17 protein-coding genes are annotated in these 14,727 nt (G+C 67.8%); 4 read left to right on the top strand and 13 right to left on the bottom strand.

Translation table 11 applies throughout. The features are described from left to right. Nucleotides 1–103: 103 nt before the first annotated feature. Both OH768_RS28665 and OH768_RS28660 read right to left on the bottom strand, forming a co-directional pair. Nucleotides 104–1,171: an aspartate-semialdehyde dehydrogenase gene (locus tag OH768_RS28665; protein WP_406458307.1), complete on the bottom strand. Its 1,068-nt coding sequence runs from the start codon at nucleotides 1,169–1,171 to the stop codon at nucleotides 104–106. Further along, entirely contained in the window at nucleotides 1,171–2,442 is a 1,272-nt protein-coding gene (locus OH768_RS28660) for an aspartate kinase (protein WP_328680818.1), read from the bottom strand. Before OH768_RS28660 ends, OH768_RS28665 begins: the two co-directional genes overlap by 1 nt. Before the next feature lie 187 nt (nucleotides 2,443–2,629). Here OH768_RS28660 and OH768_RS28655 point away from each other — a divergent pair, with 187 nt between their 5' ends. Together OH768_RS28655 and OH768_RS28650 are read left to right on the top strand one after the other, a co-directional pair. Then, nucleotides 2,630–3,316, top strand: coding sequence for a response regulator transcription factor (locus OH768_RS28655; protein ID WP_406458305.1), 687 nt, complete (start codon nucleotides 2,630–2,632; stop codon nucleotides 3,314–3,316). Further along, entirely contained in the window at nucleotides 3,313–4,602 is a 1,290-nt protein-coding gene (locus tag OH768_RS28650; protein ID WP_406458303.1) for an ATP-binding protein, read from the top strand. The genes OH768_RS28655 and OH768_RS28650 overlap by 4 nt, the downstream gene beginning before the upstream one ends. On the opposite strand, the gene OH768_RS28645 is transcribed toward OH768_RS28650, so the two are convergent. Continuing rightward, nucleotides 4,568–5,068, bottom strand: a complete 501-nt coding sequence (locus OH768_RS28645; protein WP_406458301.1) for an SgcJ/EcaC family oxidoreductase — start codon at nucleotides 5,066–5,068, stop codon at nucleotides 4,568–4,570. The two genes, OH768_RS28650 and OH768_RS28645, sit on opposite strands and share 35 nt — an antisense overlap. A 105-nt stretch (nucleotides 5,069–5,173) precedes the next feature. After that, nucleotides 5,174–5,365, bottom strand: a complete 192-nt coding sequence (locus OH768_RS28640) for a hypothetical protein (protein WP_043667796.1) — start codon at nucleotides 5,363–5,365, stop codon at nucleotides 5,174–5,176. A 99-nt stretch (nucleotides 5,366–5,464) separates the two neighbouring features. Here OH768_RS28640 and OH768_RS28635 point away from each other — a divergent pair, with 99 nt between their 5' ends. Further along, nucleotides 5,465–6,184: a TSUP family transporter gene (locus OH768_RS28635; RefSeq protein WP_406458298.1), complete on the top strand. Its 720-nt coding sequence runs from the start codon at nucleotides 5,465–5,467 to the stop codon at nucleotides 6,182–6,184. A gap of 26 nt (nucleotides 6,185–6,210) precedes the next feature. Here OH768_RS28635 and OH768_RS28630 read toward each other — a convergent pair whose 3' ends face one another. The 4 genes from OH768_RS28630 to OH768_RS28615 all read right to left on the bottom strand — a co-directional run bounded on the left by OH768_RS28630 (nucleotide 6,211) and on the right by OH768_RS28615 (nucleotide 9,210). After that, on the bottom strand, nucleotides 6,211–6,789 hold the full coding sequence (locus OH768_RS28630) for a Uma2 family endonuclease (protein ID WP_406465483.1): 579 nt from the start codon (nucleotides 6,787–6,789) through the stop codon (nucleotides 6,211–6,213). 91 nt (nucleotides 6,790–6,880) lie between these two features. Next, nucleotides 6,881–7,921: a hypothetical protein gene (locus OH768_RS28625; protein WP_406465482.1), complete on the bottom strand. Its 1,041-nt coding sequence runs from the start codon at nucleotides 7,919–7,921 to the stop codon at nucleotides 6,881–6,883. Nucleotides 7,922–8,206: 285 nt separating this feature from the next. Then, nucleotides 8,207–8,398 carry a DUF397 domain-containing protein gene (locus OH768_RS28620; protein WP_406458296.1) on the bottom strand — a complete coding sequence of 64 codons (192 nt, stop codon included), beginning with the start codon at nucleotides 8,396–8,398 and terminating at the stop codon, nucleotides 8,207–8,209. Then, complete coding sequence (locus tag OH768_RS28615) at nucleotides 8,395–9,210, bottom strand: helix-turn-helix domain-containing protein (protein ID WP_406458294.1); 816 nt, start codon at nucleotides 9,208–9,210, stop codon at nucleotides 8,395–8,397. The genes OH768_RS28620 and OH768_RS28615 overlap by 4 nt, the downstream gene beginning before the upstream one ends. 78 nt (nucleotides 9,211–9,288) lie before the next feature. Here OH768_RS28615 and OH768_RS28610 point away from each other — a divergent pair, with 78 nt between their 5' ends. Then, on the top strand, nucleotides 9,289–9,696 hold the full coding sequence (locus tag OH768_RS28610) for a hypothetical protein (protein ID WP_406458292.1): 408 nt from the start codon (nucleotides 9,289–9,291) through the stop codon (nucleotides 9,694–9,696). Nucleotide 9,697: 1 nt separating this feature from the next. Here the strand turns inward: OH768_RS28610 and OH768_RS28605 are convergent, their stop codons facing one another. From OH768_RS28605 to OH768_RS28585, 5 genes are all read right to left on the bottom strand, one after another. After that, nucleotides 9,698–12,628, bottom strand: a complete 2,931-nt coding sequence (locus OH768_RS28605; RefSeq protein WP_406458290.1) for a tetratricopeptide repeat protein — start codon at nucleotides 12,626–12,628, stop codon at nucleotides 9,698–9,700. 24 nt (nucleotides 12,629–12,652) lie between these two features. Then, nucleotides 12,653–12,964: a trypco2 family protein gene (locus tag OH768_RS28600; RefSeq protein WP_236584930.1), complete on the bottom strand. Its 312-nt coding sequence runs from the start codon at nucleotides 12,962–12,964 to the stop codon at nucleotides 12,653–12,655. A gap of 88 nt (nucleotides 12,965–13,052) precedes the next feature. Next, nucleotides 13,053–13,715, bottom strand: a complete 663-nt coding sequence (locus tag OH768_RS28595) for a DUF5063 domain-containing protein (RefSeq protein ID WP_406458288.1) — start codon at nucleotides 13,713–13,715, stop codon at nucleotides 13,053–13,055. Continuing rightward, nucleotides 13,708–14,307: a recombination mediator RecR gene (gene recR / locus OH768_RS28590; RefSeq protein ID WP_019070339.1), complete on the bottom strand. Its 600-nt coding sequence runs from the start codon at nucleotides 14,305–14,307 to the stop codon at nucleotides 13,708–13,710. The genes OH768_RS28595 and recR overlap by 8 nt, the downstream gene beginning before the upstream one ends. 68 nt (nucleotides 14,308–14,375) lie before the next feature. Continuing rightward, nucleotides 14,376–14,720 (bottom strand): YbaB/EbfC family nucleoid-associated protein, encoded by a 345-nt coding sequence (locus tag OH768_RS28585; RefSeq protein WP_026178802.1) that lies wholly within the window; start codon nucleotides 14,718–14,720, stop codon nucleotides 14,376–14,378. Between the last annotated feature and the right edge of the window lie 7 nt (nucleotides 14,721–14,727).

Genomic DNA, 14,727 nt, shown 5'->3' with positions numbered 1-14,727 from the left:
GGTCCCAACCATTAATCCGGCCACATCGCGCACAGTGATCCTACAAACCCGCGCGCCACTGGCCAGCGGATTTACGGCCGGGCGGAGCGGGTGGGTCCGGTTCTCACCCGAGGTCGCGCGCCACCAGCTCGGCGATCTGTGCCGTATTGAGGGCCGCTCCCTTGCGCAAATTGTCCCCGCAGACGAACAGTTCGAGCGCCGTCGGGTCGTCCAGCGCCCGCCGCAGCCGCCCCACCCAGGTCGGGTCGGTGCCCACCACGTCGGCGGGGGTGGGGAACTCCCCGGCGGCCGGATTGTCGAAGAGGACGACACCCGGGGCCGTAGCGAGGATCTCGCGTGCCCCGTCGACGGTGACCTCGCCCTGGAAGCGGGCGTGGACGGTGAGGGAGTGCGTGGTGACCACCGGGACGCGCACACACGTCACCGCGACCGGCAGCGTCGGCTGGCCGAGGATCTTGCGGGTCTCGTCCCGCACCTTCATCTCCTCCGAGGACCAGCCGTCCTCACGCAAGGACCCGGCCCACGGTACGACGTTCAGCGCGACCGGCTCCGGGAAGGGCCCGGTGTTGTCCCCGACGGCCCGCCGTACGTCTCCGGGCTTGGTGCCCAGTTCGGTGTTGGCGACGAGGGCGAGCTGCTGGCGCAGGGTGTCCACGCCGGCCCGGCCGGCCCCGCTCACCGCCTGGTACGACGACACCACCAGCTCGCGCAGCCCGAACTCGGCGTGCAGCGCGCCCACGGCGACGATCATCGACAGGGTCGTGCAGTTCGGGTTGGCGATGATCCCGCGCGGGCGCCACCGCACCTTGTGCGGGTTGACCTCGGGGACCACCAGGGGCACCTCGGGGTCCATCCGGAAGGCGCCCGAGTTGTCGACGACGACCACGCCCTTAGCGGCGGCGACCGGCGCCCACTGGGCGGAGACCTCGTCGGGGACGTCGAACATCGCGACGTCGACCCCGTCGAAGGCCTCCTCCGTCAGGGCCACCACCTCGACCTGCTCCCCGCGCACGGCCAGCTTGCGGCCGGCCGAGCGCGGAGAGGCGATCAGGCGGATCTCGCCCCAGATGTCCGCATGCTGGGACAGGATCTGGAGCATGACCGTGCCGACGGCCCCGGTCGCTCCGACAACGGCGAGCGTCGGACGCACGGTCGCTCCGGTGGTGGCCATCAGCGGCCGGTGCCTCCGTAGACGACGGCTTCGTCGCTGTCGGAGTCGAGGCCGAACGCCGTGTGCACGGCGCGGACGGCCTCGTTGACGTCGTCGGCGCGGGTGACGACCGAGATACGGATCTCGGAGGTCGAGATCAGCTCGATGTTGACGCCCGCGTCGGACAGGGCGGTGAAGAAGTCGGCGGTGACGCCCGGGTTCGTCTTCATCCCGGCGCCCACCAGCGAGATCTTCCCGATCTGGTCGTCGTAGCGCAGCGACTCGAAGCCGATGCCGCCCTTGTTCTTCTCCAGGGCGTCGATGGCCTTGCGGCCCTCCGCCTTGGGGAGGGTGAAGGAGATGTCGGTGAGGCCCGTGGAGGCCGCCGACACGTTCTGCACGATCATGTCGATGTTGACCTGGGCGTCGGAGATCGTCCGGAAGATCACCGCGGCCTCGCCCGGCTTGTCGGGCACGCCGACGACCGTGATCTTGGCCTCGGAGGTGTCGTGCGCGACACCGGAGATGATGGCCTGCTCCACCTGCTGGTCCCCAATCGGCTCACTGCTGACCCAGGTGCCCTGAAGTCCGCTGAAGCTGGACCGCACATGGATCGGGATGTTGTATCGGCGGGCGTACTCCACACAGCGGTGGAGCAGCACCTTGGAGCCGGAGGCGGCGAGCTCCAGCATGTCCTCGAAGACGATCCAGTCGATCTTCTTCGCCTTCGGCACCACGCGCGGGTCGGCGGTGAACACGCCGTCGACGTCGGTGTAGATCTCGCACACCTCGGCGTCGAGGGCGGCGGCCAGCGCCACGGCGGTGGTGTCACTGCCACCGCGCCCCAGCGTGGTGATGTCCTTCTTGTCCTGGCTCACACCCTGGAACCCGGCGACGATGGCGATGTTGCCCTCGTCCAACGCCGTACGGATCCGACCGGGCGTGACGTCGATGATCCGGGCTTTGTTGTGGACCGAGTCGGTGATGACGCCTGCCTGGCTGCCGGTGAACGACTGGGCTTCGTGCCCCAGGTTTTTGATCGCCATGGCCAGCAGTGCCATGGAGATCCGCTCTCCGGCGGTCAGCAGCATGTCGAACTCACGTCCGGCGGGCATCGGAGATACCTGCTCGGCGAGATCGATCAGCTCGTCCGTCGTGTCGCCCATCGCGGAAACGACGACGACCACTTGGTGGCCGTTCTTCTTCGCTTCCACGATTCGCTTGGCGACGCGCTTGATGCCCTCGGCATCGGCTACGGAGGAGCCTCCGTACTTCTGCACGACAAGGCCCACGTGCGCTCCTCGCTCAGTCCTGGTGTGTCGGCTCAGTTTAACGAGCGCCCGAAATTCCCCTCCCAGGTATCGCATGGTGAGATTCGGACGCCCAGGTCAGCGCATGCCCACTCAGGAGGTGCGGGAAAAGTGCCGAGCGTCACAGGTGACGCCTGTGAATTAAGTTTCAAGCACTAAGGTGCGCGATGTGCGCGTACTTCTGGTGGAAGACGATGAACCCGTGGCCGAGTCGCTACGGCGCGGACTGCTGCGCTACGGCTTCGAGGTCGACTGGGTCACCACGGGCGGGGCGGCGCTGAGCCACCAGGACCCCTACGACGTCGTCCTCCTCGACCTGGGCCTGCCCGACACCGACGGCCTCGACGTGTGCAAGGCCCTGCGCGCCCGCGGCGACATCCCGATCATCGTGATCAGCGCGCGCAGCGACGAGACGGACCGGGTGGTCGGCCTGGAACTCGGCGCCGACGACTACGTCTCGAAACCCTTCGGTGTCCGCGAGGTCATCGCCCGCATAAGGGCGGTGATGCGCCGCGCACAGCCCAAGGCGGCCTCGGAGGCCGCGGGCCCCGACGCCTACGGCACCCGCCTCACCATCGACCGCAAGGCCGCCCGCGTCCGCCTCGACGGCGAGGAGGTCCCGCTCGCGCCCAAGGAGTACGACCTGCTGTCGTTCCTCACCGAGGAGCCCGGGGCGCTGATGTCGCGCGAGCAGATCATGGAAGCGGTCTGGGACGCGAACTGGTTCGGTCCGACGAAGACGCTCGACGTCCATGTGGCCGCGCTGCGGCGGAAGTTGACGGGCGCGATCACGATCGAGGCGGTACGGGGGGTCGGTTTCCGCCTGGAGATCACAGACGGCGCGTCTCCCTCATGATCCGGCAGCTCATCGTCAGCTACGTCCTGCTCGTGGCCGTGGCGCTGACGGCGTTCACCGTGCCGGTCGCCTTCACGCTGACCGCCCAACTCCGGGGCGACACCGAGCAGTCGGTGCGGCGCGAGGCGAAGACGATGGCGTTGCTGCTGAGCGGCGACGCCGCCTCGCGCGCGGCCCTGGACCGCATGGTGGTGGCGTACGCGCAGGAGACCCCCGGCACGGCCGAGGTACTGCCCGCGTCACGCGCCAAGACCGCGACGCACTGGGGCGACGGAAAGCTGGAGGTGACGGCACCGGCGCAGCGCGACGGCCGGACGGTCGGCGCCGTCCGCATCACGTACCCGACCTCCGACCTGACCAGGCGGCTCTGGCAGATCTGGGGTTTCCGGGCGATCCTCGCTCTCGCGGTCCTGGCGGTGGCGGCCGGCTTGGGTGCGCTCGTCGCCCGCCGCCTCACCCGCCCTCTACGCCAACTCAACGACATGGCGAGCAAGTTCAGCGACGGCGACCTGACGGCCCGCTCCCCCGTGACGGGCCCGCACGAGACACAGACACTCGCCCGCACCCTGAACCAGGGCGCCGAACGCCTCGACACCCTCATCGCCTCGCAGCGCATCTTCGTGGCCGACGCCTCGCACCAACTCCGCACCCCGCTCACGGCGTTGAGACTCTCGTTGGACAACATCGCGGACGGCGTGGACGACGAGTTCGTGCGCGAGGACGTGGACCAGGCGACCGCCGAGGTGGTCCGGATGAGCCGTCTCGTCAACGGCCTGCTGGTGCTGGCGCGGGCCGAGGCGAAGGTGACGGCGGCGGAACCGCTGCCGCTGCGGGAGATCGTGGCCGAACGCCTCTCGGTGTGGAGACCGGCCGCCGACGAGCGCGGGGTCCACATCGCGCTCAGGGGGGAAGTCGCCGACGGCCGGCCGCTGGTGCTGGCCAGTCCCGGTCATCTCGAACAGGTCCTGGACAACGTGCTCTCCAACGCCCTGGAGGTGTCACCGGACGGCGCGACGATCACCGTACGGGCCCAGTCCCGGGGCGACGAAGTCGAGTTGACGGTGGTGGACGAGGGCCCCGGCATGTCCGACGCGGACAAGTCCCGCGCCTTCGACCGCTTCTGGCGCGGTCAGGGCCTCACCGGGCGCTCCGGTTCGGGCCTGGGCCTGGCCGTCGTACGCCAGTTGGTGACGGACGACGGCGGCACGGTGACCCTGCGGGACGCGCCGGGGAACGGCCTGTCGGTGGTCATCACCCTTCGGGCATCACCGAGGAGTGGTGGTTGACGATCAGCCACTTGCCGCCGCGCTTCTCGTACTCGTAGGTGTAACGGGCCTCGACGACACGCTTGGCGCCGGTGTCCGGGTCGGTGAGCGTGAACTCGTAAATCCCGGTGTCTATCGCGGAGTTGCTGTCCAGCACATTGACGATCGTTTCGATCTTCTTCCCGACCGGCTTGTTCGGCAGGAAGTGCTCGAAGTAGTCGACGATCTCGGGGCGGTCGGTGCGGATCTCGTTGGACACGGTCGGCAGGAGCACGGCGTCCGACGCGTACCGGTTGGCGACCTTCTTCGGGTCACCGGTCTGCAGCGCGGCGTTCCAGCCGTCGAAGAGGGCGGCTATCTGCTTCTTGGAGGGCTTGGCGTCGTGCTGGGGACCGGCGGTCGCGGCGACGGTGCCGAGGGTGCCGAGGGCCAGGGCGGTGGTGACGGTGACGACGGCTGCACGCTTGCTGATGGACCGGCGGGTCATCTCAACTCCAGTTGTACTGGTGCCTTTTGGGATGACTCCAGACTGGCTTTCGGTCGGTTAGCGCCCGTGCAGCGGACGTACAGGGCTCGGCCAGGACCGACCCAATTAACGCGCCGTGGCCGCCTGACCACGGTCCCGGACCAGACTGACCCCGGCGCCCAGCGACACGACACCCATGCCGACCGCGGTCATCACGCCCTGCGTTCCGTCGACCACGAAGGGTGCGACCGCGGCGACGGCCAGGTTGAAGAGGAAGAGGAACCAGAGGACGGGCTTGGAGGAGAGGAAGTTCTTCATGCGTCCAACGATCCCGTTTCCGGGGTGCCGCAACGAGGGAGCCCAGTCCCGAAGTAAAGGTGTAGCGGGCTACACCTTGCCCCGGAATGATGTCGCCCCATGACGGGGGACATACTGCTGGCCGCGATCGTCCTGCTCGGCTCCTCCGTCCAGTGGCTGACGGGCATGGGCTTCGCCCTGGTCGCCGTACCGGCCCTCGTACTCCTCCTGGGCCCGACGCAGGGCGTCGTCCTCGCCAACTGCGTGGCCGGCGCGATCAGCGTCGTAGGTCTGGCGGGCGGTTGGCGGCAGGTACGGGCGCGCGCGATGGTGCCGCTGTGCGCGGCGGCGGTCTGCACGGTGCCGGCGGGCGCCTGGATGACCCGCCAACTGCCGCCGCCCGTGCTCCTGTTGGTGATGGGCGGCCTGGTGACGGTCGCCGTCCTGGTGGTGATGCGGGGCGCCCGCGTCCCGGCACTCCGGGGTACGAAGGGGGCGGTCGCGGCGGGAGCGGCGGGCGGTTTCATGAACGCGGCGGCGGGCGTCGGCGGCCCGCCGATCTCCCTCTACGCGGTCAACGCGGGTTGGACGGTACGGGAGTTCGTGCCCAACGCGCAGTTCTACGGCGTCGTCGTCAACGCGTTCTCGGTGGCGGCGAACGGGGTGCCGTCGCTGAGTGGGGCGCGGTGGGGCGCCGTGGTCGTCGCGATGGTGGTGGGCGGGGTGATCGGGCGGGGGTTGGCGGGGCGGATACCTGAGCGGGGGGCACGGGTGCTGGTTTTGTCGTTGGCGTTGGGGGGTGGGGTTACGGCTGTGGGGAAGGGGTTGTGGGGGCTGTGACCCTCGGCTCCCTCACGCCGAACCGTTCAGTCCGCGAGCTCTTTCAGGAGCTCGGTGTCCAAGGCGATGTTCACGGGGTCCGGGAGCTTGACCGTGGCACCGAAAGGCCTGTTCACCTGCTGGCGATAGCGACCGTCCTCGGGCTCGGTGAACACGGTGACCGAACCGTCGTCCCGGTCGATGAGGAGGTACACGGGGATGCCGGCTGCCGCGTAGCCGTCGGGCTTCTCGACTCGGTCGCGTTGGTGGGTATCGGAGTCGTGCGACGTGACTTCCACCGCCATGAGCACGCCTGATGCCTCGGACCAGTCCCCATGCCCCGTCGGGAATCCAAACGGTGCGAGGACACCGTCTGGCCGGGCCCTTCCCTTGCGATAACGTTCGACCTTCATGCCCCGCTCCCCATAGAGCCAGAGCTCAGGACGGTGGTGCATGCACAGCCTCTGCAACCAGGCGATGATCTGATCGTGGTTGCCATCGGTCACGCGCTTGACCTGGACCTTTCCCCTGATGAACTCCAGCCGCACCGTCTCCGGGGCATGGCGTTCCAGCTCTTCGAACTCCTCGACGGACATCTGGGGCTGCTGCTCGGTCCTGGGGGTCATGGCGTCGCCTCCTCGACTCCATAGTGCCCCGACCGGCACCTCCTGCACGCTCATACGCCGCCGCCCTCTCCTCCGTGCCGCTTCTCGACCGTCACGGCTTCCACCGCCTCGGCGGGAGGCCGTTCGCGATGCGGTCGCGGTTGTCGCGGTAGTGGTAGTGGACGCGGTCCTCGATCGGCACGGGGCGGAACGTGTCGGGCACGGGCCCGCCCGTACGGCGTTCCAGCTTCTGCTTCAGGAAGCGGGCCGTCGTGGTTCCCAGGTAGGCGATCTCCTCGAATCCCTTCTTGATCTCCTCCTCGCTCATCTCCGGCTCCGCACGGCACTCCTCGCACACACCGTTGACGATCTTCGCCGTCCGCTCGTCGGCGTCGCAGGTGGCGCAGGCCATGAGCACGCGGGTCACACGGGCGCGGAGGGGGCGGATCTCGGGGGTGTCGTTCTTCTTCGGGGGCATCTTGGTCTCCAGTCGGGTGCGGGCGAGTCCGCCCGGGTTCGTGATGGTGGGTGGCAGTCCGTCGGTCAGAGCGCGGGCCATGTCGGCCGGGGTGGCGCCTCGTGTCAGCCACTCGACGGCAAGGGGTTCGAGGGCGCGACACTCGGCTTCGGAGAGGGACATGCGGGAGTCTGTGGCGCGGAGTTGGGCGAGTGCGCGGTACGCGGCGCTGGGCTCGGGGGTCGGGTCCGTCGCCGGCGTCCCGTCACTCTCGTTCTCGCTCTCCGGCACGGGGGCCGGGTCTTCCGTCCTCGCCAGGCCCGGCTGGTAGTCATGCGTGACGTCCCTGCCGTGGCGCCCACGCGCGAACTCGGCCCACCACTGCGCCGACCTGGGCGTACGCGACCAGTACGTCCGCGTCACCCACCGCATCGAGTTGTCCTCGACGGTGATGTGTTCCTTGATCCAGCGCAGGTGGCCGGCCTCGGTGAGGCTCTTGAGAGACGTACGGCAGGCCTGCTGGCCGTAACGGGGATGCTCGGCCGCGATCACCTTGTGGCCCATTGCGTGGCCGTCGTCGAGGTGGTCGATGAAGACGGCGATCTCGGCGTCTCGGGGGAGCAGATGTGCGAAGTCCGGGTCCGCGTGCGGTTCTTCGTCACCCGTGGCGCGTTTTCCGTAGCCCGTTTTGGCCAGGGGGTGCGACGGGGACGGCAGGGCAGGGCTAGGCTGGGCGTAAGCCACGATCGAGGTTCCTTCGATCTGTAGGTCTAGGCCCCGGAGCCGGTGTTGGTAGCACCGACCGGGGCCGATCTATTTGCTTGTTTGCCGTGAACCTAGAGCGGCTTTACCTTGCGGTGCAAGCCGATCACGAAATGTCACCCGTTCGGATTAAACCCCCCTCAACTCACTTACAGGCCTGGTTGGTTGGGTTGTTTTCACCCAGCCCAGAAACCAAGAAAAGAGCTCGAAGCCCGGGGCTCAAGCTCCGGGCTGAACTGCGGAAATGAAGGCTGCCCAGGCGGGGGCGGGGAGGGCCAGTTCGGGGCCCGTGGCGTTCTTGGAGTCGCGTATGTGGACGGTCAACTGCGGTGCGGGGAGGGCGACCTCGACGCAGTTGTCGCCCTCGTCGTCGCTGTGGCTGGACTTGAACCACACGGGTTGCTCTGTCACCTCTGTGCCGCCATCCGTTCGATGAACCGGGCCGTCTCAGCGGGGCTGAGAGCCATCGTTCGAATCAGGCTAAGGCGCTCCAGGTGCACACTCACCACTGCGGGGTCCGTGGTGAGTTGGCTCATCGCCTGGCCCGACGAATAGGCGTGCCGCTCGTGTTCGTGAGTCTCCAGCAGCACCATCGGGCCAACGAGCGCGGTGGAGACGAACCGCTCGAAGGGCAGCACCTGGACCAGAACGTTGCCGAGCCGCGCCATGTCCAGGATGTGCCCCAGTTGTTCCCCGTCCACCACCGGGGTGCGCAGCGCCGCCTCATAGATCAGGAACACGAAGGCCGCCGGAGGCGTGCGCGTGAGCAGGAACTGACGCTCCAGGCGAGCCGCCACTCGCTCCTCCACCAACTCCTGGCCCACGGGTGGATAGCGTCCGCCGATCAAGGCTCGTGCGTATCCCTCCGTCTGCAACAGCCCCGGGATCAGGGTCGTCTCGTACGACCAGTGGCTGATCGCCTCCTTCTCCCTCTCCATGAAGTCCTGTGCCCGCGCCGGAAACTTCTCCCTCTTCAAGTAGTCCTTCGCCGCACTCAGCAACCCCTCGGCCCGGCACATCCCATCGGCCACGTCGAGCACGCGCGGCGTCGGCATCCGTACGCCCTGCTCCATCGACTTGATGGTGTCCGGCGAGTAGTTGGAGGCGGCGGCCAGTTCCTCCCGGCTCACGTTGGCCTTGGTGCGCCATCGCTTCAGTTGGTTCCCGCTGTACCGCCAGGCCACAGGCGGCGGCAGGGAGTTGGCGTTGGACTGGCCCGACACAGCACCCACCTCCGACCGATACACCCCGGCGTGTATCACCTCAGTCACTACCGAGCGTAGCTTCGCGAACGCCACCGTGTGACCATGACCGACTCAATTCACCTACCGGACTGGATTCCCGCATCCGGTCACCAACTCCGCCTCACCGGCGTCCACTTCGACGCCCTACGCATCGAAGGCGTACGGGGAGAACGGGTCGCCACGCGTCTCATCGAGGCCACCGGGGATGCCGGACCCATCGTCTGCGAGGCCGCCGGGTTCCGGTGGATGTACTTCCTGCTGGCGCCCGGGGAGGTCCGTCGGCACAACTGGCCCTTGGGTGTGCAGCAGTTCGGTGGCCGGGGTGCTCGTACCGTCACGTACATCGGGGTCCCGGCGCTGGACGGGAACACGTGGCCGTTGCGGTGGTACAGCGAGCCGACTCCGAGCGCCCCGTATGTGAATGCGGAACGATTGCAGACGGTGTTGGGGCTGGCCGGGATGTAGGTCAGGCCTGCGCTTTGCAAGCGATGGACAGTTGCCGTCGCATGCTTTCCGTCAACTCGTGATTATCGCCCAGTACCCGGCTGCATTCGGCGAGTGCCTGCCCGAACGTCTCGATCCCTCGCACGGTATCCCCTGCCGACATATATGCGGCGGCGAGGTTTCCTCGCAGAATGAGCGTGTTCCGGTGCCTCTCACCCAATACCCGAAGGCAACTGCTCAGCGTCTGTTCCATCAACGGGATCGCACGGCCCAAATCCCCTGCTTCCTTGTACGCCATACCAAGGTTTCCCCGCAGGACCAGCACGTCAGAGTGGTCCTGTCCCACTCCCATCCCCAGTCTGGCCTCCAACGTCCGCTCGAACAGCGGAATCGCATTTCCGAGAGCCCCCACCGTCTGATACGCGTTGGCAAGATTGTTCTGCGAGGCGAGCGTATCCGGGTGGTCCTTGCCCAACACCCGGAGGCAATCGGCCATCACCCGTTCCATCAGAGGAATCGCGCGCGACAGGTCACCCGCTGCCATGTATGCATAGGCCAGGTTGCCCCGAGAGACCAGCGTGTGCGGGTGATCATCACCCATGACCCGCACATGGCCTTCCAAATTCTGCTCGAACAACGGGAGCGCCTTTCCCACATCCCCAGCGACCGCATACGCGCCAGCAAGGTTTCCCCTGAGGACAAGGGTGAGCGGGTGATCCTCACCCAATTCCCGTACGCGACCCTCCAGTGTCCCCTCATACAACAGGATCGCCCGCCCCAGATCCCCCGCTTCCTGGTACGCGCTGGCCAGATTGTTCTTCGAAGTCAACGTGTCCGGGTGTTCCTCCCCCAACTTCCGCACACGAGTCTCCAACGTCCGTTCCAACAACGGGATCGCCCGCCCCAGATCCCCCGCTTCCTGGTACGCGACAGCAAGGCTGCCCTGCGAGGTCAACGTGTCGGGATGATCCTCACCGAACAACCGGATGGCCGCGGCCAAGGAGCGTCCGAAGTAGTGGATGGTTTGACTCAATGGACCTTGCTGTTTGAGGAATCCCCCTGCCTGCTTCAACATCAGGAGCATCTCCGCAGAGTCCTCGGCTGGATCGCTCACGTCGAGAAGCGCTTCGACATGCGGCAGTAAGGCTCTCCAAGTGGGCCAACCCGCCACGTTCAGGGCAGGACTCGGCGGAAGTTCAGCGAGCATCAATTCCACAGCCAGGTCACGCGCAGTACGGATGCTTCCCCCGTCTCGATGGGGATCGCCCACCGCAGGAGTCCGGGCCACAGTCTGCACCAGCCGGTGGACGCCGAACTCCGCCCGGTCGAGCGTGATCATGTTGTAGTCGGCCAACAGCCCCAGGAGTTGGGCGAGGTCCATGGGGTCCTCGGCCAGCGGCGCGAAGAGGTCGCGTGGGATGCCCGTCGGGGCGTACCACGCGGCGATTCGCAAAATGTCCACGGCGCGTGCGTCCTGCTCCTGGAGTGCGTCCAGTGTGATGCGCCAGATCCGGGCCACCGTCCGGGCGGGATCCGAGCCGCCGGGTGCCGTATCCGTGGCCCGCTCGGGATACCGACGCAGATGAGCCCGGTACTCGGCTGCCGTGATCCCTCTCTGCCCGATGAAGGCACCCGCTTGTTCCAGTGCCAGTGGTAGGTGTCCGAGGTCGTCGGCCAAAGCGCGCGCCTCGTCTTCTTCTTCGCCGTCTCCGACGAGACGCGACAGCAGGTCGAGCGAGGCTTCGTCGTCCAGCACAGGCAGCGCGATCGGGGCACCGACCCAGCCCCGCTGATACCTGCTGGTGATCAAGTGGCGTCCAGCTGCCCGGAGTTGGCCGGTCCAGGCATGCACCTGCTCTGGCTTCTCGGCATTGTCGAAGACCAAGAGCCAGCCCGGATGGGTCTGCAGCCACCCGACGGCCCACTCTGCGGCCTGTGTGGTGGTGAGCCCGGAAACCGCGCCGCCTTGGAGGCGAATCGTGAGGGCAGCGAAGCCCCCCTCGATCAGTTCGGGGGTGTCCGAGCGGATCCACCACACCAGCCGGTAGGCCTTCCCATGGTTGTGCGCGTAGTGCAGGGCCAGCGTCGTCTTGCCGACCCCACCGAGTCCGTGCACCGTCTGCGTGATCGTCTGCGACTCCGCCGAAAGCGCCCGCTCCAGTTCCGCCATCACCTCCGCCCTACCGACAAAGATCGGGGACGGCAGTTCCGGCAAGTTGTTCACACCCGGCAGGACTTCGACGTCGTACGCCGTTGTCGTACGCGGCGGTTCCTCCCGGTCCGCAGCCGTGACGTCCTCCGGAACCAACTCCCCCACCGCCGCCACAAACCCGGGCCGCGCCGCCAATCCCACCACCGACACCGCCGTCAGCTGATCCCCGTCGTAATCCCGCCGCCTGTCGGTCGTCACGACCCCGATGAGCCGCCCCCGCGCGAAGAGCGCCGCCCCGGACGCGCCCGCCCAGACACCGGGCACGGCGACCTGGTCGACGTACGCCGTGATCAGCCCACTGGACTTGAGCCCCGTCAGCCTCTCGATGTGGCCGCGGATCTCCTTCGTGTCCCGGATGCCGTCCCGCACCTCGGACCTGGGGAAGCCGACCGCGACGCACGCCAGCCGCCCCTCGTCCGCTACGACCGGGCCACCGTCGATCCGGCCCCAGCGGACGGGGGCAGCTCCCGCCGGCGGGAGCCATCCGGCATCCGTGATCCTGACCAACGCCCCGTCCGCCTGCGGCTCCCGCTCCAGATCGGATGGCTCCGTCAGTGGCCACAACACTTCCGCCGCAAGCCATTTGGAGTCGCTACCGAGACCCCTGACCTCCAAGACCCCACAGCCCAGCACATTGTGAAGTGCCGTCAGGACGATGTCGTCCGCGACCAGGTAACCGGTCCCTGAGCACTTCCCGACCGGATTCCAGATCTCCACGACCCGCCGCACGTCCACAGCCACAGGCCAACACCCCCGTGTTCCCCGTTACTTGGGGCGTTCCCCCGAGTCGTCCGCGATACGCCGATCGGCTCCATCGGCGTCGACCGGCTGGAGTGTGAGCTTGACTCGACTCGTCGTGCCTTTTGATCGCGAGGCCTTCGCCTCCGCGCCGAACGGGAGCACCAAGACCTTCGCCCGTGCCTCCCCGTCCTTCTTCATGTCCACGGCGAACTCGATCTCCACCGGCCCCGTCCGGAACTGGATCTCCTGCCCCGCTCCGTCCCGCGCCGCCTGCTGAAGCTCCGCGCGGATCGCCCCGATCGCCTCGGCCAACCCCATCCATACCTCATCCGCCATCGGGCGTCCCCCTGGTCCCCGTACACGCACTGTGGGGCGCAGCGTACTCGCCGCGCCCCACAACATGTGGAAAAAGACCGGTAATTGACTACTTCACCGGCCTGATCCCCAACGGCTCGCCGATCTCCTCCGCCATGACCCGCCCCGCCTCGAACTCCAGCGTCTCGTCGCCCATGACGCTCTGGTCCGTGTCCAGGCCGTCCAGTTCCGCGAGGGGCTGGTTGAGGCGGACATGAGCCACCACCGACTGCAACGCACGCAGCGTCGCCGACGCCGTGGAGCCCCAGTTGGAGAAGTAGGAGAACTGCCACCACCACAGGGCCTCCGTGGTGCGGCCCGCGCGGTAGTGGGCCATGCCGTGGCGGAGGTCGGTGATGAGGTCGGCGAGGTCGTCGGAGATGCGGGCCGGGACCGGGGCCTTGCGCGGCTCGTAGGGGTCGAAGACCTCCGAGTAGACGTCGATCGGCTCCAGCATCACCGCGAAGCGCTCGCGGAGTTCGTCCACATCCGGCTCCGGGCCCAGGTCGGGCTCGTAGCGCTCGTCGGGGACGATGTCCTCGTGCGCGCCCAACCGGCCGCCCGCCAGGAGGAGTTGGGAGACCTCCAGGAGGAGGAAGGGGACCGCGGAGTCGGGGTCCTCGCCCCTCGCTACCTCCGGCACGGCCACCAGGAAGCTCTCGACCTGATCCGCGATCTGGACCGCGAAGTCGTCCGGGTCCTGCGCGGTGGCATGCAGTGTGGCGTCAGACATCTAGGAGTCGTCTCCCCTCGAAGGCGCGGCCGAGGGTCACCTCGTCCGCGTATTCCAGGTCTCCGCCCACCGGGAGGCCGCTGGCCAGGCGGGTGACCTTGAGGCCCATGGGCTTGATCATGCGGGCGAGGTACGTGGCCGTGGCCTCGCCTTCCAGATTCGGGTCCGTGGCAAGGATCAGCTCCGTGACCGTACCGTCGGCCAACCGCGCGAGAAGTTCTCGTATACGCAGGTCGTCAGGACCGACACCTTCGATCGGGCTGATCGCGCCGCCCAGGACGTGGTACTTGCCCCGGAACTCGCGGGTGCGTTCGACCGCCACTACGTCCTTCGGTTCCTCGACCACGCAGATCACCGAGAGGTCGCGACGCGGGTCGCGGCAGATGCCGCACAGCTCCTCCTGCGCGACGTTGCCGCAGGTCGCGCAGAAGCGGACTTTCGCCTTGACCTCCATCAGGCACTGCGCGAGCCGGCGGACGTCCGTCGGCTCCGCCTGCAGGATGTGGAAGGCGATCCGCTGCGCGCTCTTGGGACCGACGCCGGGGAGCCGCCCCAACTCGTCGATGAGGTCCTGGACCACGCCCTCGTACAACGGACTGCCTGCCCTTCCTCGGGATCGTGCGGGAGGTACGTACGTACCGTAGTTGGCCGCGGCCTGTCTTAGAAAGGCAGACCGGGGATACCGCTGCCGCCGCCCAGTCCCTGCGCGAGCGGGCCGAGCTTCTGCTGCTGGAGGGTCTGCGCGTTCTCGTTGGCCGCCTGGACGGCCGCGACGATCAGGTCCGCGAGGGTCTCCGTGTCGTCCGGGTCGACCGCCTTCGGGTCGATCTTCAGCGCGCGCAGCTCACCGGCGCCGGTGACGGTGGCCTTGACCAGGCCGCCGCCGGCCTGTCCGTCGACCTCGGTCCGCGCCAGCTCCTCCTGCGCGTTCGCCAGGTCCTGCTGCATCTTCTGGGCCTGCTGCAGCAGCTGCTGCATATTGGGCTGGCCACCACCGGGAATCACGATCAGC

Origin of the sequence: Streptomyces sp. NBC_01622 (assembly GCF_045209635.1) — a bacterium.
In the GTDB taxonomy this organism is placed as follows: domain Bacteria; phylum Actinomycetota; class Actinomycetes; order Streptomycetales; family Streptomycetaceae; genus Streptomyces.
This window is presented reverse-complemented; position numbering and strand designations above follow the sequence as displayed.

What these genes read in the sequence shown, in the direction of transcription:
- OH768_RS28665 (WP_406458307.1), bottom strand. Translation starts at nt 1,171, where the DNA reads ATGGCCACCACCGGAGCGACCGTGCGTCCGACGCTCGCCGTTGTCGGA.
- OH768_RS28650 (WP_406458303.1), top strand. Translation starts at nt 3,313, where the DNA reads ATGATCCGGCAGCTCATCGTCAGCTACGTCCTGCTCGTGGCCGTGGCG.
- OH768_RS28645 (WP_406458301.1), bottom strand. Translation starts at nt 5,068, where the DNA reads ATGACCCGCCGGTCCATCAGCAAGCGTGCAGCCGTCGTCACCGTCACC.
- OH768_RS28640 (WP_043667796.1), bottom strand. Translation starts at nt 5,365, where the DNA reads ATGAAGAACTTCCTCTCCTCCAAGCCCGTCCTCTGGTTCCTCTTCCTC.
- OH768_RS28635 (WP_406458298.1), top strand. Translation starts at nt 5,465, where the DNA reads ATGACGGGGGACATACTGCTGGCCGCGATCGTCCTGCTCGGCTCCTCC.
- OH768_RS28630 (WP_406465483.1), bottom strand. Translation starts at nt 6,789, where the DNA reads ATGACCCCCAGGACCGAGCAGCAGCCCCAGATGTCCGTCGAGGAGTTC.
- OH768_RS28600 (WP_236584930.1), bottom strand. Translation starts at nt 12,964, where the DNA reads ATGGCGGATGAGGTATGGATGGGGTTGGCCGAGGCGATCGGGGCGATC.
- OH768_RS28595 (WP_406458288.1), bottom strand. Translation starts at nt 13,715, where the DNA reads ATGTCTGACGCCACACTGCATGCCACCGCGCAGGACCCGGACGACTTC.